At 64.0% G+C, this 20352-nt stretch carries 29 protein-coding genes and 1 riboswitch; of the genes, 19 read left to right on the top strand and 10 right to left on the bottom strand.

Annotated elements, in window-relative coordinates; translation table 11 throughout:
- Positions 1-94 precede the first annotated feature (94 nt).
- Positions 95-223: riboswitch (TPP riboswitch) on the top strand.
- From AB7G19_RS09340 to thiC, 5 genes are all read left to right on the top strand, one after another.
- On the top strand, positions 211-1221 hold the full coding sequence (locus AB7G19_RS09340) for an FAD-dependent oxidoreductase (RefSeq protein WP_085405142.1): 1011 nt from the start codon (positions 211-213) through the stop codon (positions 1219-1221). It overlaps the preceding riboswitch by 13 nt.
- On the top strand, positions 1212-1409 hold the full coding sequence (gene thiS, locus AB7G19_RS09335) for a sulfur carrier protein ThiS (RefSeq protein WP_441267757.1): 198 nt from the start codon (positions 1212-1214) through the stop codon (positions 1407-1409). Before AB7G19_RS09340 ends, thiS begins: the two co-directional genes overlap by 10 nt.
- 172 nt (positions 1410-1581) lie before the next feature.
- On the top strand, positions 1582-2364 hold the full coding sequence (locus AB7G19_RS09330; protein ID WP_085405143.1) for a thiazole synthase: 783 nt from the start codon (positions 1582-1584) through the stop codon (positions 2362-2364).
- On the top strand, positions 2351-2959 hold the full coding sequence (locus AB7G19_RS09325) for a thiamine phosphate synthase (RefSeq protein WP_085405144.1): 609 nt from the start codon (positions 2351-2353) through the stop codon (positions 2957-2959). The genes AB7G19_RS09330 and AB7G19_RS09325 overlap by 14 nt, the downstream gene beginning before the upstream one ends.
- A gap of 24 nt (positions 2960-2983) precedes the next feature.
- Positions 2984-4882, top strand: a complete 1899-nt coding sequence (thiC, locus tag AB7G19_RS09320) for a phosphomethylpyrimidine synthase ThiC (RefSeq protein WP_085405145.1) — start codon at positions 2984-2986, stop codon at positions 4880-4882.
- Between the two features lie 138 nt (positions 4883-5020).
- On the opposite strand, the gene AB7G19_RS09315 is transcribed toward thiC, so the two are convergent.
- Positions 5021-5512 carry a hypothetical protein gene (locus AB7G19_RS09315; protein WP_135214818.1) on the bottom strand — a complete coding sequence of 164 codons (492 nt, stop codon included), beginning with the start codon at positions 5510-5512 and terminating at the stop codon, positions 5021-5023.
- A 132-nt stretch (positions 5513-5644) separates the two neighbouring features.
- The gene (locus AB7G19_RS09310; RefSeq protein WP_085405147.1) at positions 5645-5863 is read right to left on the bottom strand and encodes an HTH-like domain-containing protein; all 219 of its coding nucleotides are present in this window, start codon (positions 5861-5863) and stop codon (positions 5645-5647) included.
- Positions 5864-5945: 82 nt separating this feature from the next.
- Here AB7G19_RS09310 and AB7G19_RS09305 point away from each other — a divergent pair, with 82 nt between their 5' ends.
- Positions 5946-6515 (top strand): mismatch-specific DNA-glycosylase, encoded by a 570-nt coding sequence (locus AB7G19_RS09305; protein WP_094184514.1) that lies wholly within the window; start codon positions 5946-5948, stop codon positions 6513-6515.
- Between the two features lie 116 nt (positions 6516-6631).
- Here AB7G19_RS09305 and AB7G19_RS09300 read toward each other — a convergent pair whose 3' ends face one another.
- On the bottom strand, positions 6632-7360 hold the full coding sequence (locus tag AB7G19_RS09300) for an SDR family oxidoreductase (RefSeq protein WP_085405317.1): 729 nt from the start codon (positions 7358-7360) through the stop codon (positions 6632-6634).
- Positions 7361-7542: 182 nt separating this feature from the next.
- Positions 7543-7980 (bottom strand): VOC family protein, encoded by a 438-nt coding sequence (locus AB7G19_RS09295; protein WP_085405148.1) that lies wholly within the window; start codon positions 7978-7980, stop codon positions 7543-7545.
- 166 nt (positions 7981-8146) lie between these two features.
- Here AB7G19_RS09295 and AB7G19_RS09290 point away from each other — a divergent pair, with 166 nt between their 5' ends.
- From AB7G19_RS09290 to AB7G19_RS09280, 3 genes are all read left to right on the top strand, one after another.
- Positions 8147-8797, top strand: a complete 651-nt coding sequence (locus tag AB7G19_RS09290) for a glutathione S-transferase family protein (RefSeq protein WP_085405149.1) — start codon at positions 8147-8149, stop codon at positions 8795-8797.
- Positions 8798-8982: 185 nt separating this feature from the next.
- Positions 8983-9375, top strand: coding sequence for a hypothetical protein (locus AB7G19_RS09285; protein ID WP_085405150.1), 393 nt, complete (start codon positions 8983-8985; stop codon positions 9373-9375).
- Positions 9376-9386: 11 nt separating this feature from the next.
- On the top strand, positions 9387-10079 hold the full coding sequence (locus tag AB7G19_RS09280; RefSeq protein ID WP_085405151.1) for a glutathione S-transferase family protein: 693 nt from the start codon (positions 9387-9389) through the stop codon (positions 10077-10079).
- Positions 10080-10189: 110 nt separating this feature from the next.
- On the opposite strand, the gene AB7G19_RS09275 is transcribed toward AB7G19_RS09280, so the two are convergent.
- Positions 10190-10624, bottom strand: a complete 435-nt coding sequence (locus tag AB7G19_RS09275) for a hypothetical protein (RefSeq protein WP_085405152.1) — start codon at positions 10622-10624, stop codon at positions 10190-10192.
- 529 nt (positions 10625-11153) lie between these two features.
- On the opposite strand from AB7G19_RS09275, the gene AB7G19_RS09270 reads away from it, so the two are divergent.
- The 3 genes from AB7G19_RS09270 (at position 11154) to AB7G19_RS09260 (ending at position 12486) form a co-directional block, all read left to right on the top strand.
- Entirely contained in the window at positions 11154-11537 is a 384-nt protein-coding gene (locus AB7G19_RS09270; RefSeq protein WP_085405153.1) for a RidA family protein, read from the top strand.
- A gap of 197 nt (positions 11538-11734) precedes the next feature.
- Positions 11735-11995, top strand: coding sequence for a hypothetical protein (locus tag AB7G19_RS09265; protein WP_085405154.1), 261 nt, complete (start codon positions 11735-11737; stop codon positions 11993-11995).
- 239 nt (positions 11996-12234) lie between these two features.
- Positions 12235-12486 carry a hypothetical protein gene (locus AB7G19_RS09260; protein ID WP_085405155.1) on the top strand — a complete coding sequence of 84 codons (252 nt, stop codon included), beginning with the start codon at positions 12235-12237 and terminating at the stop codon, positions 12484-12486.
- Between the two features lie 106 nt (positions 12487-12592).
- Here the strand turns inward: AB7G19_RS09260 and AB7G19_RS09255 are convergent, their stop codons facing one another.
- On the bottom strand, positions 12593-13078 hold the full coding sequence (locus tag AB7G19_RS09255) for a molecular chaperone DnaJ (protein ID WP_085405156.1): 486 nt from the start codon (positions 13076-13078) through the stop codon (positions 12593-12595).
- Between the two features lie 111 nt (positions 13079-13189).
- Between AB7G19_RS09255 and AB7G19_RS09250 the strand changes: the two genes are divergently transcribed.
- The 3 genes from AB7G19_RS09250 to AB7G19_RS09240 all read left to right on the top strand — a co-directional run bounded on the left by AB7G19_RS09250 (position 13190) and on the right by AB7G19_RS09240 (position 15022).
- Positions 13190-13957, top strand: a complete 768-nt coding sequence (locus AB7G19_RS09250; RefSeq protein WP_085405157.1) for an SDR family NAD(P)-dependent oxidoreductase — start codon at positions 13190-13192, stop codon at positions 13955-13957.
- A gap of 204 nt (positions 13958-14161) precedes the next feature.
- Positions 14162-14410: a helix-turn-helix domain-containing protein gene (locus tag AB7G19_RS09245; RefSeq protein WP_071910270.1), complete on the top strand. Its 249-nt coding sequence runs from the start codon at positions 14162-14164 to the stop codon at positions 14408-14410.
- 108 nt (positions 14411-14518) lie between these two features.
- On the top strand, positions 14519-15022 hold the full coding sequence (locus tag AB7G19_RS09240) for a collagen-like triple helix repeat-containing protein (RefSeq protein ID WP_085405158.1): 504 nt from the start codon (positions 14519-14521) through the stop codon (positions 15020-15022).
- Here AB7G19_RS09240 and AB7G19_RS09235 read toward each other — a convergent pair.
- Positions 15019-15258, bottom strand: a complete 240-nt coding sequence (locus tag AB7G19_RS09235; RefSeq protein WP_028152311.1) for a hypothetical protein — start codon at positions 15256-15258, stop codon at positions 15019-15021. The two genes, AB7G19_RS09240 and AB7G19_RS09235, sit on opposite strands and share 4 nt — an antisense overlap.
- Positions 15259-15353: 95 nt before the next feature.
- Entirely contained in the window at positions 15354-15620 is a 267-nt protein-coding gene (locus AB7G19_RS09230; RefSeq protein ID WP_085405159.1) for a DUF2277 domain-containing protein, read from the bottom strand.
- A 242-nt stretch (positions 15621-15862) separates the two neighbouring features.
- Between AB7G19_RS09230 and AB7G19_RS09225 the strand changes: the two genes are divergently transcribed.
- From AB7G19_RS09225 to AB7G19_RS09215, 3 genes are all read left to right on the top strand, one after another.
- A complete protein-coding gene (locus tag AB7G19_RS09225) occupies positions 15863-16924 on the top strand; it encodes an alpha/beta fold hydrolase (RefSeq protein ID WP_085405160.1) in 1062 nt (353 codons plus the stop codon).
- Positions 16925-16942: 18 nt separating this feature from the next.
- Positions 16943-17284 (top strand): MmcQ/YjbR family DNA-binding protein, encoded by a 342-nt coding sequence (locus tag AB7G19_RS09220; protein WP_085405161.1) that lies wholly within the window; start codon positions 16943-16945, stop codon positions 17282-17284.
- A gap of 197 nt (positions 17285-17481) precedes the next feature.
- Positions 17482-17835, top strand: a complete 354-nt coding sequence (locus AB7G19_RS09215) for a hypothetical protein (protein WP_028152315.1) — start codon at positions 17482-17484, stop codon at positions 17833-17835.
- A gap of 5 nt (positions 17836-17840) precedes the next feature.
- Here AB7G19_RS09215 and AB7G19_RS09210 read toward each other — a convergent pair whose 3' ends face one another.
- Positions 17841-18083, bottom strand: a complete 243-nt coding sequence (locus AB7G19_RS09210; RefSeq protein ID WP_085405162.1) for a hypothetical protein — start codon at positions 18081-18083, stop codon at positions 17841-17843.
- 45 nt (positions 18084-18128) lie between these two features.
- On the bottom strand, positions 18129-19553 hold the full coding sequence (locus AB7G19_RS09205; RefSeq protein ID WP_085405163.1) for a S8 family peptidase: 1425 nt from the start codon (positions 19551-19553) through the stop codon (positions 18129-18131).
- Positions 19554-19723: 170 nt separating this feature from the next.
- On the opposite strand from AB7G19_RS09205, the gene AB7G19_RS09200 reads away from it, so the two are divergent.
- Positions 19724-20326, top strand: coding sequence for a pyridoxamine 5'-phosphate oxidase family protein (locus AB7G19_RS09200; RefSeq protein ID WP_028156299.1), 603 nt, complete (start codon positions 19724-19726; stop codon positions 20324-20326).
- Positions 20327-20352: the final 26 nt, after the last annotated feature.

Genomic DNA, 20352 nt, shown 5'->3' with positions numbered 1-20352 from the left:
AATTGCGCACCCGGGGTTCGGTCCGGCGGACCGCGCCGGAATGTCAGCCCTGTGGCTAGCGCGTTGACCACCCCGTCCCGCTGGCATACATTAGAGCCGTTCCGAGGGGTGCTCCGAGGAGGAGCTGAGATACCGCTAAATGGGTCAGAAGGCCCAGGACCGCGGTGACCCTTTGAACCTGATCCGGGTCATGCCGGCGAAGGGACAGGGATGTTGCAGACCACCAAGCGACCGGATTCCCCGGTATCCATCATCGGCGCAGGCATTGCAGGTGCCTGGCAGGCGCTTTTGTTCGCGCAGGCCGGCCATGCCGTGACGCTACACGAGCGCGGTGACGCCGCGATGACCGATTCCACCAGCCATTGGGCCGGCGGGATGCTCGCGCCCTGGTGCGAGGCGGAGGTCGCCGAACCCATCATCTCCAGGCTCGGCCAGCGCTCCCTGGACATCTGGCGGCGCGAGCTGCCGGACACCCCCTTCAATGGCTCGCTCGTCGTCGCCCACCCGCGCGAGCGCAACGATTTCGAGCGCTTTGCGCGGATGACCGAAGGCCACCGCCGGCTAGATGCGACCAGCCTTGCCGAGCTCGAGCCGTCGCTGGAGGGCCGCTTCCGCGACGCGCTGTTCTTCCCGACCGAGGGCCATGTCGAGCCGCGCCGCGTGCTGCCGAAGCTGCACGAGCGCATCCGCGCCGCCGGCGGCATCATCAAGTTCTCCAGCGACGTCTCCGCCAAAGACCTCGACGGTATCGTGATCGACTGCCGCGGCCTCGGCGCGCGCGACGAGCAGCCGGAGTTGCGCGGCGTCAAGGGCGAGATGATTTTGATCGAGACCGGCGAGGTGCGGCTGGCGCGCCCGGTGCGGCTGATCCATCCGCGCTGGCCGCTCTACGTGATCCCGCGCGAGGACAATCTGTTCATGCTGGGCGCGACCTCGATCGAGGCCGAGGACACCGGCGTCAGCGTGCGCTCCGCGCTGGAGCTGCTGGGTGCGGCCTATGCCGTGCATCCTGCTTTCGGCGAGGCCCGCATCGTCGAATTCGGCTCGGGCTTGCGCCCCGCTTTCCCCGACAATCTGCCGCGCATCGGCATTCGTGGCGGCCAGATCAGCGTTAACGGGCTCTACCGCCACGGCTTCCTGATCGCACCGGCGCTCGCCGAGCTGACGCTGCAATACGTCCAGCGCGGCCAGATCGACAATGAGGTGATGCAATGCGCGTGATCGTCAACGGCGAGCAGCGCGAGGTGAATTCCGCAAGCGTCGACGCGCTGGTGGCCGAGCTCGACTACGAGGGCACCCATTTCGCGATCGCGCTCAATTACGACGTCGTGCCGAAAAGCCGCTGGGCCGAGACCCACCTCAAGGCCGGCGACGAGATCGAGATCATCACGCCGCGGCAGGGAGGGTGAGGGAGATGATGGCACGCTCTCTCCACTTGTCGTCCCCGCGAAGGCGGGGACCCATAACCACAGGGAGCGGTTATGGCGGCCGGTCTCTCCCCACGTGCCCCAAGAGAAATCACGCGGTATGGGTCCCCGCCTTCGCGGGGACGACAGTTGAACTTGAGGAGACACCTCGGACATGGTGACCTTCTACGGCAAATCCTTCCCCTCCCGCCTCCTGATCGGCAGCGCGCTGTATCCCTCGCCTGCGATCATGCAGGCGGCGATCCGTGCCTCCGGCTCGAACATCGTCACGGTATCGCTGCGCCGCGAAGCCGCCGGCGGCAAGACCGGGGACGCATTCTGGAATCTGATCCGCGAGCTCGACGTCAGCGTGCTGCCGAACACCGCCGGCTGCCGCAGCGTGCGCGAAGCCGTGACCACCGCAAAACTCGCGCGCGAATTGTTCGGCACATCCTGGATCAAGCTGGAAGTGATCGCCGACAACGACACGCTGCAGCCCGACGTCGTCGGCCTGGTCGAAGCCGCCACCATCCTGATCAAGGACGGCTTTGAGGTGTTCCCCTATTGCACCGAGGATCTCTCGGTCGCGAACCGCCTGGTCGATGTCGGCTGCAAGGTCGTCATGCCCTGGGCCGCGCCGATCGGCTCGGCCCGCGGCATCACCAACCGCGACGCGCTGAAACTGCTGCGCGAGCGCCTGCCTGATATCACGCTGGTGGTCGATGCCGGCATCGGCGCGCCGTCGCATGCGGCCGAGGCGCTCGAACTCGGCTACGACGCCGTGCTGCTCAACACCGCCATCGCTAAAGCCGCCGATCCCGTCGCGATGGCCAATGCCTTCCGTCTCGGCTGTGATGCCGGCCGCACCGCCTACGAAGCCGGGCTGATGAACGCCCGCGACTTCGCTTCCCCCTCCACCCCTGTCGTTGGGACACCATTCTGGCATGCCGTATCCTGATCGCTTCTATCCCGTCGTCGACAGCCTCAAATGGGTCGAACGCCTGACCAAGCTCGGCGTCGGCACCATCCAGCTGCGCGCGAAAGACCTCAACGATGCCGACGCGCTCCAGATCGTCACCGATGCGCTGGCGATCACGAAGGACACGCAGGCCAAGCTGGTCGTGAACGACTATTGGCGCGCGGCCGTCGTCGCCGGCGCAAAATATCTGCACCTCGGTCAGGAAGACCTGGCGGAAGCGGACCTCAAGGCCATCCGCGAGGCCGGCCTGTCGCTCGGCATCTCCACCCATGACGACGCGGAGCTAGAGACCGCGCGTGCCGCAGAGCCCGACTACGTCGCGCTCGGTCCGATCTTCTTCACCACGCTCAAATCGATGCGCTTCGAACCGCAGGGCATTCCGAAGATCACGGAATGGAAGAAGCGGATCGGCAGCATCCCGCTGGTCGCGATCGGCGGCATCAAGTTCGAGCACGCCGCGGAGATCTTTGCCGCCGGCGCAGATTCCATCGCCGTCGTCAGCGACGTCACCCAAAACGCCGACCCGGACGCGCGAGTCAAACAATGGCTTGGCGATTCCGCCAAAGCCGCCTGAACGAGAGATACAACGGAGGATCCCATGAACATCCGCTCCAACCCCGACAAGACCGTTCCCGCCGTCACCACCGGCCCGCTGCCCTCGTCGCGAAAAATCTTCGCGTCTCCGGACGCTGCGCCCGACATCCGCGTGCCGTTGCGCGAGATCATCCTCTCCGAGGGCGCCGGCGAGCCCAACCTGCCGGTCTACGACACCTCGGGCCCCTACACCGACCCGACCGTTACCATCGACGTCAACGCCGGCCTGTCGCGCAACCGTCTCGCCTGGGTCAAGGAGCGAGGCGGCGTCGAGGAGTATCAGGGCCGCGATATCAAGCCGGAGGACAATGGCAACGTCGGCGCCTCGCATGCCGCAAAGGCCTTCACCGCGCACCACAAGCCGCTGCGCGGCCTCGACGGCCACAAGATCACCCAGCTCGAATTCGCCCGCGCCGGCATCATCACCAAGGAAATGATCTACGTCGCCGAGCGCGAAAACCTCGGCCGCAAAAAACAGCTCGATCGCGCGGAGGCAGCGCTGGCCGACGGCGAAAGCTTTGGCGCCGAAGTCCCTGCCTTCATCACCCCGGAATTCGTCCGCTCCGAGATCGCGCGCGGCCGCGCCATCATCCCCTGCAACATCAACCACGCTGAGTTGGAGCCGATGATCATCGGCCGCAACTTCCTCACCAAGATCAACGCCAATATTGGCAACTCCGCCGTGACGTCGTCGGTGGAAGAGGAAGTCGACAAGATGGTGTGGGCGATCCGCTGGGGCGCCGACACCGTGATGGACCTCTCCACCGGCCGCAACATCCACACCACCCGGGAATGGATTCTGCGCAACGCGCCGATCCCGATCGGCACCGTGCCGATTTACCAGGCGCTGGAGAAGTGCGAAGGCGATCCCGTCAAACTGACCTGGGAGCTCTACAAGGACACGCTGATCGAGCAGTGCGAGCAGGGCGTCGACTACTTCACCATCCACGCCGGCGTGCGCCTGTCCTATATCCACCTCACCGCCAACCGCGTCACCGGCATCGTCAGCCGCGGCGGCTCGATCATGGCGAAGTGGTGCCTGGCGCATCACAAGGAGAGCTTCCTCTACACCCATTTCGACGAGATCTGCGACCTCATGCGCAAGTATGACGTCTCGTTCTCGCTCGGCGACGGCCTGCGCCCCGGCTCGATCGCGGATGCCAACGACCGCGCGCAGTTCGCCGAACTCGAGACGCTCGGTGAACTGACCAAGATCGCGTGGGACAAGGGCTGTCAGGTCATGATCGAGGGCCCCGGCCACGTGCCGATGCACAAGATCAAGATCAACATGGACAAGCAGCTCAAGGAGTGCGGCGAGGCGCCGTTCTACACGCTTGGACCGCTGACCACCGACATCGCGCCGGGCTACGACCACATCACCTCGGGCATTGGCGCCGCCATGATCGGCTGGTTCGGCTGCGCCATGCTCTGCTACGTCACGCCGAAGGAGCATCTCGGCCTGCCTGATCGCAACGACGTCAAGGTCGGCGTCATCACCTACAAGATCGCTGCGCACGCCTCCGACCTCGCCAAGGGCCACCCGGCCGCCCAGCTCCGCGACGACGCGCTCTCCCGCGCCCGTTTCGACTTCCGCTGGAGCGACCAGTTCAACCTCGGCCTCGACCCCGACACCGCCAAGAACTTCCACGACGAGACCCTGCCGAAGGAAGCCCACAAGGTCGCGCATTTCTGCTCGATGTGCGGACCAAAATTCTGCTCGATGAAGATCACCCAGGACGTGCGGGACTATGCGGCGACGCTGAACGACCCGAACAGCGTGGGCATGTCGATGAGCGGCACCGCCGAGGACGGCATGGCGAAGATGAGCGCGAAGTTCAAGGAGATGGGCTCAAGCGTGTATCTGGATGCGGAGAAGGTGAAGGAGAGCAATCGGGTGCTGTGAAGGATATCCCTACTCCATCGAACTCAGGGGCCGGGTGAAAGTCCGGCCCCTCTCATTATGAGACTATCTTGTAACTAGAGCCTCCTACCATCGCTCTTTGACCGAGCGCCTTCGCGGAACGGCTAGCCTTAGCGTCCGCTAGCTCAACTCCAGCGCCCGCATTAGAACTTGATTGGCATTCTCGAAATTTTGGCGTTGATCCCGAATTCCGTAGGCCCACTTTTCGCCGTGGAATAAATTATTCCTCAGCCGATACGTGATCAACAATAACGCCGCAATCATGTCCTTCGGAGTTGGCTGTTCTTGGCTCAGAGCCTCCTCGACCAACTTCCGGCAATCGCTCCGTCCAAATCTTAGTCCTTCGAAGAGATCACCGAAGGTTCCATTCAAGAAATAGCGAGACCTGAAATAGTGAAACGCACCTTCAAATGGATCGCGCTGGAGTCCTCTCGTCGAATCCCAATCCTCTACTTTCCTAACAAGACCCACAGCGTTTGCCCGCGCGTTCATTACCTGTAACTCAAACAGGCCCCATAGAAGAGAAAAGTGCGCAATGGCAGCCCGTTCTCGCTCATTCAGTTGAGCGTAGCCAAGAGCACGATTTGCGAGCCAATTTTCGGGATCAATCACGTTAAGCACTCCAGTCGAGTTAGCAAGCGCAGCCCGGATGAGCGCAGCGATATCCGGGGTCTTTGCTTTCCCGCATATCGCTCCGCTCATGCGGGCTACAACAGCTCAAGCTAAGAATTCGGTATCGAAGACTCATCGAATGGAGACGTACTCGGCTAGGTTAACTCCCTTTCGAATTTCGGTTCCGTACGATTCGTGGATGCCAGCTCTGATAGCGACCTCCTTACAAGATATTCCTTCGAGTTGACTCGCCCACCGAATGCCGAACAGATGAATAGCTATCACTTTCTTGCCTTCTTCGGCGGTGTCATAGTCTTGGCGCAACTGATCCGCCAACTCTTGAACGATCACGGAGAGCTCCCTCTTAATCTTTTAGTGCGCTTGTTGGTGTCACGGGTTGAATGGACGCATTTGTGACCGGCTGAGCTTTCTTATGCAACTGGCAAACCTAGAAGCTGTCGACTTGCCTGAAATCCCCCACCGCCTCCCCGATCAGCTCCGCCCCAACCTCCGCCTCGTCTTCGTCGGCACCGCCGCCAGCACGCGCTCGGCCGCGGTCGGACACTACTACGCCCATCCCGGCAACCGGTTCTGGCGCGCGATCCATGAAGCCGGCATCACGCCGCGGCGGTATCAGCCGGGCGAGTTCGCCATGCTGCTCGAACTCGGGATCGGCTTCACCGATCTCTCCAAGTCGGGCGCCGGGATGGATCATCAGATCGCGACTGAAACGATCGACGTGCCCGGCTTCAGGGCCAAGATCGAAACATATCGGCCGCGGACGATTGCGTTCACGAGCAAGAAGGCCGCGAGCTTGTTTTACGGCAGGCCGTCGAGTGGGATCGCGCTGGGGCGGCAGCCGCGCGAGGAGAAGCTCCCCGACGTGTTCGTGCTGCCCTCGCCGTCCGGCGCTGCGTCCGGTCACTGGACGCTGGAGCCTTGGCGGGAGCTTGCGGCGTGGATCGCTGCGTTGGACGCTCAACCCCCACAGACCTCATCCTGAGGAGACCGCGCAGCGGTCGTCTCGAAGGATGGCCGCAGGCGACATCCGGGCCTGCATGGTTCGAGACGGCGCTTCGCGCCTCCTCACCATGAGGAGTTAGAACACCCGTTGCCGCCCTAAAGATCGAAATTGGTCGGCAGCATGACCACGTCGCGAATGGTCATGCCGCGCGGCCGTGTCAGCATGAACATCACGACCTCAGCCACGTCACTGGCCTCCAGCAGGCTACCCGTTTCCCTGGCTTCCTTCAGCTTCTCCGGCGGCCAGTCCGCGAGCAATGAGGTGACGACCGGGCCGGGCGAGATCGAGCCGACGCGAATGCCGTGCTTGAAGACCTGGCGCCGCACCGTCTGGACGAAGCAGTTGATCGCCCATTTGGACGACGCATAGACCGGCTCCCAGGGCGTCGGAAAATGCGCCGCCAGCGAGCTCGTGACGATGATGTCGCCGCTCCGGCGCGCGATCATGTGCGGCAGCACGTCGTGCACGTTCTTCATCACGACGTTGACATTCAGGTTCAGCATCCGGTCGATGGCCATAGTGTCGGCATCGACCAGATCGCCGCCGACATAGGTGCCAGCATTCGCATGCAGGATGTCGAGCTGGCCTGCCTTCTCCAGGACGCGCGGCAGCAACGATGCGCAGTCCCTGGGATCCAGGAGGTCGACGACCAGCGGGATCACGGCGTCGCCATGCCTGTTGCTGAGCGCCTTCAGCGCGGCCTCGTCGCGGTCGACCATCACCACGCGCGCGCCCGCGGCCAGCATTGCTTCAGTGCTCGCCAACCCGATGCCCGACGCGGCCCCGGTCACGGCAGCAACCTTGCCTTCCAATTCGTTTCCCATGGGATCACCATCCTGCTGATGGTCGTCAGTATAGCGATGCAAGGCGAATTGGCGATGCGGATGGTTGGCTTCGTAGGGTGGGCAAAGGCGCTCTTGCGCCGTGCCCACCATCTCTCAACAAATCCGGAAGAACGGTGGGCACGGCGCGCGAAGAGCGCGCCTTTGCCCACCCTACGGCACCGTCACCCCGCATACGCCCTATCGAGGTCCGCGATGATGATCTTCCGCATCTCCATCATCGCCTGCATGACGCGGTTCGCTCTGGTACGGTCGGGATCGCCGAGGTAGCGGCCGAGCGCCGACGGGATCACCTGCCAGGACAGTCCAAATTTGTCCTTGAGCCATCCGCATCGGGATTCCTCGCCACCGTCGGCAGTGAGGCGGCTCCAGAAGTAGTCGACCTCGGCCTGCGTCTCCACGCTGATGAAGAACGAGACCGCCTCGGTGAAGCGGTATTGCGGCCCGCCGTTGAGCGCGTGGAAGCGCTGGCCTTCGAGTTCGAACACCGCCATGAGGTCGCTGACGGTCTCGACTTTTGCGTTGGGGAACACCGCTTTGTAGAAGGCGACGGCTTCCTGGACGTTGTTGGCGAACCAGAGGAACGGCGTGATTGACGTCATGAAATTGTATCCTTTCGTCTTGGACCGGACGCGCGACCATCGCTGCAAGGACGAGCGGCGGAACGGTGTTCCGACACGGGCGCCGGACTTTTTACGGCGCCCCTGTCGGAACCCGAGCCGGCCGTTCGTCCTTTGAATGCAACGCCGATCACCCCGGAGCCGCCAGATGCCCACCATCACAGCCTTCGAAAACTCACCCGACCGCGGCAAGGGGCAGGCGCGCGACATGCGCGTTCGCTGGGCGCTCGAGGAAGTGGGCCTGCCCTGCGACGTCCGCCTCGTGTCGTTCGCGGCGATGAAGGACCCCGCCCATCTTGCGCTGCATCCGTTCGGGCAGATTCCGACCTATGAGGACGGCGATCTCGCCTTGTTCGAGTCCGGCGCGATCGTGCTCCATATCGCCGAACGCCATGATGGATTGTTGCCAAAGGATGCGAATGCGAGGAGCCGCGCGATCGCATGGATGTTTGCCGCGCTCAACACGCTGGAGCCGCCGATCGTCGAGTTCGGGATGACGATGCTGTTCGAGCGCGACAAGGGCTGGTACGAGGAGCGGCTGCCGGTCCTGAAGGATCGGGTCCGTATCAGGCTCGGCGAATTGTCGCGTCGCCTCGGCGAGGCCGAGTGGCTCGACGGCGCGTTCAGCGCCGGCGATCTCATGATGGTGACGGTGCTGCGCCGGTTGAATGCATCTCGCCTGCTGGAGGAATATCCCGACCTCTCGGCCTATGTCGCCCGCGGCGAAGCGCGGCCTGCATTCCGGCGGGCGTTCGATGCGCAACTGGCGGTGTTCACCGCCGCATCGACCAGCAGATAGAGGCCGCGCCTCTCACTGAAGCGGTACATCACCCCGAATTAATACGTCGAACGGGCGACGCCGGGCGTCCTCCGATCGAATGACGCTGCGCACAATGCGCAAGGACAGTTGCCAGCCCGTCGCTCCGGCGATACGACTTGAGGTGGAAGAGCCTGATATCAACCGGCCCGCAGGAAGGCACCGCCATGAGCGACGATCTCTCCGGCGTCTGGGATGGCAGCTACATTCAACCGGGCACCGGAATGGTCACCTTCACCGCAACTCTGGTCGAAACCGGCGGCGCGCTCAGCGGAAGCGTGACCGAGCCCTGCTCGAACCCGCGATGCCCGCTGCGCACCCACAACGCCTCGATCGCGGGTCAGCGCTCCGGCAACGCGGTCTCGTTCGTCAAACACTACGAGCCGCCCGGCCACGGCTACGACACGGTCCATTACGAAGGCACGGTGAACGCCGAGGCGACCGAAATCGACGGGCGCTGGCAGCTGCAGGGCTCTTCCGGCGCGTTCCTGATGATCCGCGCCAGCAAGGCCGCGCAAGCGGCCACGACGGAGCAACACGCCAAGGTGCCATCGCGCTGAAGGGAGCGACCATGCTGACCCTCTATTCCTATCCGGAACTGTTCGGCGTCGCCGACAACAACGGCTACGGCCTCAAGGTCTACGCGTTCCTGAAGCTAGCAGGCGTGCCGTTCGTGCACGAGCACGTCTTCGATGCCTCTGCCGCGCCGCGCGGGCAGCTGCCTTACGTCGTCGACGACGGCGAGACCATCGGCGACAGCGAGACAATCATTGCGCATGCGATCGCCAAATATCGTCTGAGCATCGATGCCGCGCTGTCGCCGGACGCACGGCGGACCAATCATCTCGTCACCCGCATGCTGGACGATCTCTACTGGGTGATGTCGTATTCGCGCTGGAAGGACGATCGGTTCTATCCGGCATTCCGCGACGCCTTCATCGCGCAGCATCCGCAGATCGACGCGGCCGGATTCGAGAAAGCCAAGGCCTACAACGCGCAGCGCTATTATTACCAGGGCATCGGCCGCTACACGCCCGAACAGGCCTACGCGCGGGGGCTTGCCGATCTGCAAGTGCTGGCCGAGATCGTGCCTACGGCAGGCTTCGTCCACGGCGCAGCGCCGACCAGCTGTGATGCCGGCATCTACGGCTTCATCGCCAACATCTATTATTTTCCGATCCCGACGCCGCTGAAGGCCTTCGTCGATGCGCACGCCAATCTCGTCGCGCATTGCGAGCGGATTCATGCGGCGGTGAGTTCGTAGTTCGTAGGGTGGGCAAAGGCGCGCTCCTTGCGCGCCGTGCCCACCATGCATCCGCATTTGCGGTACGAATGGTGGGCACGCTTCGCTTTGCCCACCCTACGCCTCGCGCCTTACCGCATCGTGATCGCGAGCCCGCTCAGATCCGCATTCGCCATCAGGCCGGTCTGGTAGCCCGACAGCTCCAGCACCGCGCCCTTCTGGTTGGTCAGCACGATGGCGCGAGCGCCACGGCCGACGGCAAGACCGGCACCGGCCGCGCCATAGACGCCGGCGACGTCGGAAGGACGGTTGATGTTGGAGACGCGGCCACGCAGCACGGTCTTGGAGCCGCCGAACACGAGGCCGTAGTCGAGCCCGCCGGTCGAGAGCCCATACGAGCGACCGCGGAAGTTCAGCACGCCCGAGCCGCCCGAACCGCCGATGATCCAGCCCGCCTTGTAGATCGTCAGCACCACGGTGCCGCCGTCGGCCAGCGCCGAGGTCGAAAGGCCGGCCAGAGCGGCAATGGCGACCAGCGCGGCGCGGAAGGTGGTAGCGAGCTTCATGGGGCGTCTCCGGGGGCTATTTTTCAAGGGAGGATTCGAATCAGACGCAGCGAATGTATCCGATGGATCGCGGCGGCAACATGATGGAGCAGCCGTGAGGCGTCTGCCGCAGCAGCGCATTCAACTGTCATCGCCCGGCTCGACCGGGCGATCCAGTACGCCGAGACGGCAATGAGATGCGAAGAAGCCGAGGCGTACTGGATGCCCCGCCTGCCGCCTACGCTAAAGCTTCGGCGCCCCTGGACCTCAGCCCCGGCGAAGCCTTGGCGTAGCCGGGTCGCGGGGCATGACGGCGGAGTTTGAGGCCGCCTACCGGCACCACCGCCATGATGCCATTCTGCCCCTGTTTTGCCCGACGGAGCAAGCGAATTGTTCGGCTATACCGAATTTGAAACGCTCACGATTTCTACGGTGCATGGGGTTGTTTTCGCGTTTTTGTTTTACCAGCCTTCCCCAATGCCGATTGCAACTCCCCCGCATGTCGCTACGCTCGTGTGGGCGACGCGACCGTTCCATCCGAGGTGATCCCATGTCGATCCAGCATTTCGCACCCCCGCCGCACGTCAAGGCGCCGCCGCTGTCCTTTGCCACGCGTGTCGGCGATCTCCTGTTCGTCTCCGGCATTCCCGGCTTCGACGGCAATGGCGCGCTGCCGGACGGTTTCGAGGCGCAGTTCGCCAACGTCGCCGTCAACATCAAGCGCGTGCTGGACGAGGCCGGCGCGACGGTCCGCGATCTCGTCAAGGTCAACGTGCTGCTCACGCGCGCTTCCGACGTCGCCGCGATGAACGCACTCTATGCCGGCGCGTTCGGCCCGCCGCCCTACCCGGCGCGCACCACCTGCGTCGTGCAGGCCCTGCCCGACCCGAAAATGCTGATCGAGATCGAGGCAATTGCATCACTGGCGAAGTGAGCCACGCTTAGCGTATGTGTCTTGGCGCATGTGTCTTGGCGTATGAGTCTTGGCGTATGTGTCTTGTCGGGCACTCGGCCGAACCAAGTGCACGGCTCCCTCTGACATATCCGTGAAACGGCCGCCCCTCGGCTTGCCAAGGACCTGCTTTTACCGCACGGATTTTCGGGTCCCACATCCCCACAAGGAGATTTTTCATGCGTCGCGTTCTCGCCCTCTGTGCCGTTGCCGGCATCGCCACCTCCGTGTTTGCCGTGCCGGCGTCGGCGGCGGTCGGCTATTACGTGATCCGCTGGGACAACACCGGCATCTGCCAGGTCTGGAACGAGGACCTGAAGTACAAGCCGTTCCAGTGGGGCGCGTCGACCTACAAGGTCGTCAGCAAGCCGGTCCCGACCTTCACCGCGGCTTCGGATCTCCAGATCAAGCTGCGTTCGGAGCGCCGCTGCACGCTCTGAGCGTCACGCGACCAATTTGATTTTGAGGGCGGGCCGCGCGAGCGACCCGCCCTTTTCCTTTGCAGGCGCGCGCTGGTTTTCCGGCTCAAATGACGCATTTCCTGCGCGCACGCTTTGAACCTGATCGGCCGGCGGAGCTACTCACAACTTGTCCGGGGCGCATCCCCAAAAGCGCCCCACACCATGCCTCCCCGTCATTGTCGGGAGGCGCATCACATCTTTCATTTGAGGAGCTGATCATGCGTCGTATTTCCGTGCTGTGCGCTGCTGCCGGTCTTGCCGTCACTGCCTTCGTCGCCGCGAGCCCTGCCGAAGCCAGCTATCACCTGATCCGCTGGCAGGACACCGGCTTCTGCCAGATCTGGGACGAGAGCATCCCGACCGCGCCGTGGCCCTCCGACTACGCCCGCGTCAGCACGACCGTGCCGACCTTCGTCGACGCACTCGTGCTGAAGGATCACGCGTTGAAGAGCGGTCACTGCACCTGGTAAGATTTCGATCGGCGGATCGACGAGCGGGCAAGGGCGCGACGCGTTCTTGCCCGCTCTTTTTTTGCCTGCACAGAGCGGACCGACGAGGCGCAGCGACAGCGCGCCCTCACGCGTCCTTGTGCGCGCCGGGATGGATCAGGATGTCGCGCGCAGCGGCGAGGTCGATGAAGGCTTGCGCGCTTCCGCCCTGGTCGGGATGCTTGCCCTTGGCGGCGCGACGGTAGGCCTGGTTGATGTCGTCGCAGGTGAGCTGCACGGCAAGCGGCAGGCCGAGCATCCTGCGGGCACGATCTTCGCTCGAGAGCTTCTTCGGCATGGCGTTGCGGCGGCCGAAGCGTGGCGCGGTGAGATCATGGACGACCTCGAGGATCACGCCGATGCGGCGCTGGGCCGCCAGCGTGACGCTGTGATCGTCATTGTCCACGGCCTGGCGCAGCACCGGAAGCGCCTGCTCGGCCGCCTGGCGCAGCGTGGCATCCGTGCTCATGCGCACGATCTCGGCGACGAGCCGGCCCGCCTCGGCCCAGCCGGCCGGCTGCGCCGACCGCAGGCGTTCGAGAGCGAGTTTCCAGGATTCAAGCCGTCCCATCATGCGCGCAACGTTTAGCAATGAAGATCAGTATGCCAAGGCGGCCGTTTCCGACCCCTTAATTTCGAGTTAGCCTTTCATGAAACTTCGAAACGAATCCAGGGGGAAATTGTCATGGCATTGCTCGCAAACCATATCGCCGTCGTCACGGGCGCCGGATCCGGCATCGGCCGGGCGATCGCGGCCGGCTACGCCCGCGAGGGCGCGCGAGTGGTGCTGCTCGACGTCAACGCCGACACGGTCGCGGAGGCCGCGCAGGAGATCCGCAAGGCCGGCGGCAAGGCCGAGAGCTTTGCGCTCGATGTCACCAAGCGTGACGACTGTTTTGCGCTCGCCAGGCAGGTCGCCGACAAGGTCGGGCAGGTCTCGATCCTCGTCAACAATGCCGGCATCACCCGACGCAACGCCTTCACCGCGGACACGGAGACGGTGGCGAAGGACTGGAACGACATCATCTCGCTCAACCTCAACGGCGTCTTCAACGTGACGCAGGCGTTCCTCGCGCCGCTGCGGGCCGCCAGGGGCCGCATCGTCAATATCGGCTCGATCCAGTCCTTCGTGCATCTGCGCACGCCGAGCTCGGCGGCGTATACGACCTCGAAGCACGGCGTGCTCGGCTTCACCAAGGCGCTCGCGGCCGAGCTCGGCAAGGAAGGCGTGCGCGTCAATGCGATCGGGCCGGGCTTCATCGAGACCAACATCAACGCCAACGTGCGCGCGACCAATCCGGCGCTGGTGCAGGCCTTCGTCGATCACACCCCGCTGGCGCGCACCGGCAAGCCCGAGGACATCGTGGGCCCCGCGATCTTCCTGGCGTCGGATCTGTCGGCCTATGTCACGGGGACGATCGTGATGGTGGACGGCGGGTACCGGACGGTGTGAGCGGGCGCGCAAAATCGGCCCGCATCGCTATGCATCCCGTGCCAATCGCGGCACCTTCGCGGCAATCCCAAGGTCAATTGGTGCGATCGTCCGCGATTAACCACTCGTTAACCAAACCCGCCCACCGTAGATCTACGGCTAGGGGGCCGTTGGTTCTCGATCGCTTCCAAAGATGGAAGCGGGCGTTGATCGGGAGGTGTGTTGATGACCACTGTTCATGTCGCTGCGTCCGATCCGGGCGCGCAATTTCTTGCCCCTAACCAAATCGTTCCGCTGCTGATCGGCGCGACCGTCGACGAGGTCGAGCGCGAGCTCGTGCTCCAGACGCTCGCACGCTGCGACGGCAACCGCACGCGCGCATCGCGCGTGCTCGGCCTGTCGGTGCGCACGTTGCGCAACAAGATCAGGATCTATGCAGCGTCCGGCATCGACGTGCCCGCGTATCACGACTAGCACGCGGGCACGATTGGTGTTGATCAAGCCCGGCGCAAGGCGTCGGCGGAATTGCTGCTGTCGTCAAACGCCGCTAAGTAGCTTGCTTCCGGTCAAGGGAGCAGCGGCGTGGCAGACGAACAGAAACGGCAGGGACCGCAAGGTCCGCGCGGACGGCAGGGCGAACCCGGACGGCCAGGGCCGCAGGGGCATCCCGGCCGGCGCGGCCCAGACGGCCAGCGCGGCAAGCCGGGACCGCAAGGCAAGCCCGGGGCGGCCGGAAAGGCCGGAGCGCAAGGCAAGGCCGGCCTGCCGGGCAAGCCCGGCGAAGCCGGTGCTCGGGGCGCGGCCGGGCCGCAGGGGCCGCAAGGCCCTCGCGGCGAGCCCGGACCGCCCGGCCAGCTGCCGTCGATCGAGCAGGTGCTGCCGTGGCTCGATCAACTCTTCGACGCCTGGGACGAGCGCCGCCGTCAGCGCGAGCGTGAAGCTGCCGAACGCGAGGCGCTGGAAGCCGCCGTGCACGAGGTTGAAGAGGCGATCGTCGATGACGAGGCCGACGACGGCGAAGGCGAAGGCGAAGGCGACGATCACCGGAAGAAGAAGAAAAAGAAGAAGCACGGCCACAAGGACTAGCCGGGCGGAAGTTGCTTCGACGCCCCGGAGGACTCATCCTTGCGCGGCAGCATGCCCATGCGCTCGAACTGCCAGCGCATGGCGCGGTACCAGAGATAGCCGACCAGCGTGCCGAGCAGCGTCAGGATGACAAGGTTGACGCTGCTGTAGGAGCCGCTCCACCACATCATCCATGCGGTCCACAGCACGGTGAAGGTGACGGCACCTGCTCTGAGAGGAATAAGGGGGCGGCTCATGGTCGTGCTCCGGGCTGTCAAAACCCCGGCGGACGTCATCGCAATTTGAGGCCGCTCTCACCGTGAGCCAGATCACGGAATGGACGCAGGACCGCCTAACCGAACCGCAGCCGCGAACGCTCCTTGGCCTTCTCCGCCTCGATCTCACGGTCGCGCGCCGGCGCATGGGTATGCAGTGAGGTCAGGAGCTTTCGCGCAGTCGCCGACACTTCCGCGACCGCAAGCTCGAAGGCCTCTTCATTGGCCTGAGACGGCTTGTTGAAACCGGAAAGCTTGCGCACGAACTGGAGCGCGCTGGCGTGGATCTCGTCCTCCGTCGCGGGCGGCTCGAAGTTGAACAGCGTCTTGATGTTGCGGCACATGCAGGCTCTCCCGTAGCGGTGTTCCCCTGAGGACGATTGGCGAGGCCGAAATCCTACATCCCGGGCGCAGCCGTGTCATAGGCAGGACCAGCCATATCTGATCCGCAATTATTCCCCTTGCGCGCCGCACCATCGGGGAATGTTTTTCGGGGGGCGATGATGGGTCCGGTCTCGATCCTCCGTGACCAGCTGATAAGATCGCGTCCAACGCGGCCGACCATGAGCCGCATGGGGAGAGAAACATGAAAACGTCTTGCGCGGCGCTAGCGGCCATCCTGCTGTCCATCGCAACGCCGGTTATGGCCGCCGATTATCCAGCGCCGAAGCAAGGCGACTGGATCGCCAAGGACTTCAAGTTGCACACCGGCGAGACCATGCCGGAATTGAAGCTGCACTACACCACTGTCGGCGAGCCCTCTGGCCAGCCCGTGCTGGTGCTGCACGGCACCGGCGGCTCGGGCGCGAGCATGCTGTCGCCCGCCTTCGCCGGCGAGCTGTTCGGTGCGGGACAGCCGCTCGATGCGTCCAAATATTACATCATCATCCCCGACGCGATCGGCCACGGCAAATCGTCAAAACCGTCCGACGGCATGAAGACGAGCTTCCCGAAATACAATTACGACGACATGGTCGAGGCGCAGCATCGCCTCGTGAAGGAAGGCCTCGGCGTCAAACATCTGCGGCTCGTGATCGGCAATTCGATGGGCGGCATGCAGACCTGGCTGTGGGGCGAGAAATATCCGCAGGAGATGGACGCGCTGGTGCCGATGGCCTCGCAGCCGACCGAGATGGCCTCACGCAACTGGATGATGCGGCGGATTATGCTCGACACCATCAGCAACGATCCCGACTACAACGGCGGCAACTACACCAGCCAGCCGCGCATGATGAAATACGCCATCACCGCCTACGGCATCGCCAGCATCGGCGGCACTCTGGCCTATCAGCAGCAGGCGCCGACCGCGGCCAAGGCCGACAAGATCGTCGACGAACGGCTGGCGACACTGATCACGGCGGATGCCAACGACTTCCTCTACCAGTGGGGCTCCTCGCAAGACTACAATGCCGGCGACAAGCTCGAGCAGATCGAGGCGACGCTGCTGCTGATCAACTCCGCCGACGACGAGCGCAACCCACCGGAGACCGGGATCACGGACGCGGCAATGAAGCGGGTCAAGAACGGCAAGCTGTATCTGATCCCCGCGAGCACCGAGACGCGCGGCCACGGCACCACCGGCAACGCGAAATTCTACGTCGAGCAGGTCAGGCAATTGCTGCAAACCGCGCCGCAGCGGACGATGTGAGCCGAGCAGCAAGACCGCATGTCGAACGCTCGCTTTCGCAAGGCTGCGCTGGCGCTTCCCGGCGTCATCGAGGGCGCACATCACGGCCATGCCGACTTTCGTGTCGGCAAGCGCGTGTTCGCGACGCTGGGCTATCCCGATGAAAAATGGGGCATGGTGAAGCTCACTCCCGACCAGCAGGCCGTGCTTATCGACGCGGAACCGGAGATGTTTCGTCCGGTCCCCGGCGCCTGGGGCAGGAGCGGCAGCACGAATGTGAAGCTGGCGAAGATCGATCAGGTCACGTTGCGGAGCGCACTCGAGATGGCATGGCGCAATGTCGCGCCTAAGTCGCTGCTTGCATCGCTTGAGACGCGATAGGAAGGACCGTACGTGCAGGTTCGCACTGTGCGCCTGGCTGGCCGCCCATACCGCAACGCATCATATGCGGCGCCTCTCGCGCCGCATATTATTTGAGCATGCATTGCGCTGACAGCTCGGGCTTAATCGCATCAACGATACGAATCGAACGCGACGCGATCGCGCGCAGTCGGCGCGCGACGCAGGGAGGAGTTCGCATGCACAGGCTCGCGCTGTGCGTTTGGTTGGCCGCGACGATGGCGCAGACGAGCGCCGCGTTCGCGTTCGACAACGGCCAATACGACCACGTGCCGCCCGACATCCGCGCCTGGTTCAAGAGCGTGATCGCGCCGAACGGCGTGCCCTGCTGCGACATCTCCGACGGCCATCGCACCGACTACGATGTGCGAGGCGGCACCTATTGGGTACCGATCGAGGGACAGTGGATGGAGGTGCCCGAGCGCGCCATCATCCGCGATCGCGGCAATCCGGTCGGCCAGGCCGTGGTGTGGTACGTCCACCATCGCGGCGCGATCATCATCAGTTGCTTCGTGCCGGCCGATGCGGTGTAGGCCGCTCAGGCCTTGAGGTCTCGCCTGGGCGAGGCCTCGACATATTCGATGTCATCGCCGAAATCGTCGAGCGCGGCACGAACGGATTTGGCGTCGGCCTCGGCGACGGTGAAGATCGCGGCCAGGTTTTGCCGCTTCTGTCCCGGAAACAGGCTCTCGGCGGCGTAGCCGGCATCGCCTAGGGTCTTGATGATCTTGCGCCGCCGGCGCTGATCGACATGGTCGTGGAATTTGAATTGCACGGACATGCTCAGAAGCTAGCCGTTCGCCGCACCCATTCAAGGTCGCAGAATCTATTTTTGCCTCTTTCGCGCCGGCTTCGCCTTTGCAGTTTTCTTGGCAGTTTTCCTGCCCGATTTCTTGGCCGCTTTCGCGCGGCCGAGTGCAGCGGCAACATCCAGCAGGCCGGCGCCGTATTCCGGCGTAAAATCCTTGCCTCGCATCGCCGGCAATTTGATCGCTGTCGCGATCAGGCGCCTGGCGACCGCAAGCCCGGACGCCCTGGATTTCGGCTTGTTGATGTAGACGAGCGCGGCGGCGCCCGTCACATGCGGTGTTGCCATCGATGTCCCGGGCCAGGAATCGTAGCTGGTATGGTCGGCGAAGCTTGCCTTCACCCGGGGCACCGTCGACAGGATGTTGACGCCCGGCGCCACCAGCTTGATATGCTTCCCCGAATTGGAGAACGAGGCGCGCCGATGGGACTCGTCGACGGCGCCGACTCCGATCGTGTCCGGGTAGCCCGCCGGGTATTCCTTCGGATTGCCGTCCTCGAACTCGTTCCCCATCGCGGTGGAGATGATGACACCGGCCTCGATCAGTTCGGCGAAGGCCGTCGCTTCCGTCTTTGAATGGTCCTCGCCGCCAATGCTGAGGTTGATGACCTTGATGTTGGAATCGAGCGCGGCCGCAAGCGCCTTGCTGTAGAAATCGAAGTTGAAATTCTCGTCGTCGCATGCGCGCTTGGGATCGTCGAACACCTTCCAGCAGTGCAACCGGCAATTGGCCAGGCCTGCGATACCGACCGAGTTATTGACCACGGCCGCGATCGTGCCGCTGACATGGGTGCCATGACCGAGAAAATCACGCGGTCCGTTGCCGTCGTGCCTGTAGTCCTCGATCGCGTCCACGAGATCGGGATGTCCGGCGTCGACGCCGCTATCGAGCACAGCGACATGAACCCGCCCCGCACCTGGCCGCGGTCGATCGAACCATCTGATGGCGCGAAGGCCCCACTGCCGGATCTTCATGGGATCGGCGGCGGCACTGAGCCACCGGTTGGGAACGGGTTCGACCAGATCCACCGCCCTGGAGGCGCGCAGGCGCTTCAGGATGCCTGCATCGACCTTCCCGTCCTTCAACTGCACGATCTGAAATCCGGCCAGAGCCTCCCGCGGCGGCGCCGTTGCGGAGCGTGCTATCGAGCGATGGACCGCGGCCAAAGCCATCGCCTGGGGCTGCGCGGGCGCCTCATCGTCGCCGACCACGAACAGCGGCTTCATCGACTGAAGCCCGAAATTGTCGCGCAGGAAATCGATCGGACCTCTGACGTCATCGGGCATCGCAGCCATCAGCGCGCGTGACGTTGTCGCCTGAAGCGAGGCTGCCGCGATCTGCCGGGCAGCGGCCGGCTTCAACCGAACGATCAATTGTCCCGGGACATGCTTGCGACGGCGTGGCCGATCGCCCGCGACCCGCATTGCCTGCGTTGGGGCCATGACGAATTCCTCGCTTGAAAAGCAACAAAGTACGACACCCGTTATAAGCGAAATTTCTGGTCTACGCCACCTGCGTCATGCCGTGGCTACACCGGGCCGCACCTGCTATTTCGGGGATAGCGGTCGAGCCGGAGAATGCTATCCTGTGCCCCTCAATCAGGGAGACCTTCGTGACCGATCTCTGCGCCGAAGACCTCGCCACCATCTATGCCAAGCCGAGCCCGCGCGTGATCGCAAAGGCGCGTCCCGCGATCGATGCGCATGCGAAGAAATTCATCGAGATGTCGCCGTTCTGCGTGCTCGCTACGTCAGGCGTCGACGGCAGCGTCGATGCATCGCCGCGCGGCGGAGGGGTTGGCTTCGTCCATGTCGCCGGCCCCAACCAGGTGCTGATGCCTGACCGTGCCGGCAACAACCGGATCGACAGTTTTCGCAACGTCGTCGAAGGCTCGGGCTTCGTGCATCTGCTGTTCTTCGTCCCCGGCATCGACGAGACGCTGCGTGTCGGCGGACGCGGCACGCTCTCGGCCGATCCGGACCTGCTCGCATCGATGGTGGAATTCGGCAAGCCGCCGCGCGCGGTCCTGAACGTCGCGGTCAGCGAAGTCTATTTCCACTGCGGCAAGGCGCTGATGCGCTCGAAGCTGTGGTCACCGGAGAAGGTGCAGCGCTCGGTGATGCCCAGCATCGGCCAGGTCATTCACGACCAGACGGGCCTGGGGGAGCCGGAGAGCCAGGAGATCGTGGAAGAGCGCTACAAGACGCAGTTGTAGGTGAGAGCGTTCGCCGCTCGAAAGAA

The organism is Bradyrhizobium sp. 215_C5_N1_1, from assembly GCF_052075935.1.
Taxonomy (GTDB): Bacteria; Pseudomonadota; Alphaproteobacteria; order Rhizobiales; family Xanthobacteraceae; genus Bradyrhizobium; species Bradyrhizobium barranii.
The sequence above is the reverse complement of the archived record's forward strand: the minus strand, read 5'-3'. Positions and strand labels throughout refer to the sequence as shown.

Bases quoted from the DNA above. Each gene is read 5' to 3' on its own strand.
- AB7G19_RS09305 (WP_094184514.1), top strand. From the start codon at position 5,946: ATGCAACTGGCAAACCTAGAAGCTGTCGACTTGCCTGAAATCCCCCAC.
- AB7G19_RS09245 (WP_071910270.1), top strand. From the start codon at position 14,162: ATGACCACTGTTCATGTCGCTGCGTCCGATCCGGGCGCGCAATTTCTT.
- AB7G19_RS09280 (WP_085405151.1), top strand. From the start codon at position 9,387: ATGCTGACCCTCTATTCCTATCCGGAACTGTTCGGCGTCGCCGACAAC.
- AB7G19_RS09205 (WP_085405163.1), bottom strand. From the start codon at position 19,553: ATGGCCCCAACGCAGGCAATGCGGGTCGCGGGCGATCGGCCACGCCGT.
- AB7G19_RS09260 (WP_085405155.1), top strand. From the start codon at position 12,235: ATGCGTCGTATTTCCGTGCTGTGCGCTGCTGCCGGTCTTGCCGTCACT.
- AB7G19_RS09220 (WP_085405161.1), top strand. From the start codon at position 16,943: ATGTCGAACGCTCGCTTTCGCAAGGCTGCGCTGGCGCTTCCCGGCGTC.
- AB7G19_RS09340 (WP_085405142.1), top strand. From the start codon at position 211: ATGTTGCAGACCACCAAGCGACCGGATTCCCCGGTATCCATCATCGGC.
- AB7G19_RS09325 (WP_085405144.1), top strand. From the start codon at position 2,351: ATGCCGTATCCTGATCGCTTCTATCCCGTCGTCGACAGCCTCAAATGG.
- AB7G19_RS09295 (WP_085405148.1), bottom strand. From the start codon at position 7,980: ATGACGTCAATCACGCCGTTCCTCTGGTTCGCCAACAACGTCCAGGAA.
- AB7G19_RS09255 (WP_085405156.1), bottom strand. From the start codon at position 13,078: ATGATGGGACGGCTTGAATCCTGGAAACTCGCTCTCGAACGCCTGCGG.
- AB7G19_RS09250 (WP_085405157.1), top strand. From the start codon at position 13,190: ATGGCATTGCTCGCAAACCATATCGCCGTCGTCACGGGCGCCGGATCC.
- AB7G19_RS09330 (WP_085405143.1), top strand. From the start codon at position 1,582: ATGGTGACCTTCTACGGCAAATCCTTCCCCTCCCGCCTCCTGATCGGC.
- AB7G19_RS09285 (WP_085405150.1), top strand. From the start codon at position 8,983: ATGAGCGACGATCTCTCCGGCGTCTGGGATGGCAGCTACATTCAACCG.
- AB7G19_RS09230 (WP_085405159.1), bottom strand. From the start codon at position 15,620: ATGTGCCGCAACATCAAGACGCTGTTCAACTTCGAGCCGCCCGCGACG.
- AB7G19_RS09210 (WP_085405162.1), bottom strand. From the start codon at position 18,083: ATGTCCGTGCAATTCAAATTCCACGACCATGTCGATCAGCGCCGGCGG.
- thiS (WP_441267757.1), top strand. From the start codon at position 1,212: ATGCGCGTGATCGTCAACGGCGAGCAGCGCGAGGTGAATTCCGCAAGC.
- thiC (WP_085405145.1), top strand. From the start codon at position 2,984: ATGAACATCCGCTCCAACCCCGACAAGACCGTTCCCGCCGTCACCACC.
- AB7G19_RS09300 (WP_085405317.1), bottom strand. From the start codon at position 7,360: ATGGGAAACGAATTGGAAGGCAAGGTTGCTGCCGTGACCGGGGCCGCG.
- AB7G19_RS09265 (WP_085405154.1), top strand. From the start codon at position 11,735: ATGCGTCGCGTTCTCGCCCTCTGTGCCGTTGCCGGCATCGCCACCTCC.
- AB7G19_RS09235 (WP_028152311.1), bottom strand. From the start codon at position 15,258: ATGAGCCGCCCCCTTATTCCTCTCAGAGCAGGTGCCGTCACCTTCACC.
- AB7G19_RS09270 (WP_085405153.1), top strand. From the start codon at position 11,154: ATGTCGATCCAGCATTTCGCACCCCCGCCGCACGTCAAGGCGCCGCCG.
- AB7G19_RS09225 (WP_085405160.1), top strand. From the start codon at position 15,863: ATGAAAACGTCTTGCGCGGCGCTAGCGGCCATCCTGCTGTCCATCGCA.
- AB7G19_RS09290 (WP_085405149.1), top strand. From the start codon at position 8,147: ATGCCCACCATCACAGCCTTCGAAAACTCACCCGACCGCGGCAAGGGG.
- AB7G19_RS09215 (WP_028152315.1), top strand. From the start codon at position 17,482: ATGCACAGGCTCGCGCTGTGCGTTTGGTTGGCCGCGACGATGGCGCAG.
- AB7G19_RS09275 (WP_085405152.1), bottom strand. From the start codon at position 10,624: ATGAAGCTCGCTACCACCTTCCGCGCCGCGCTGGTCGCCATTGCCGCT.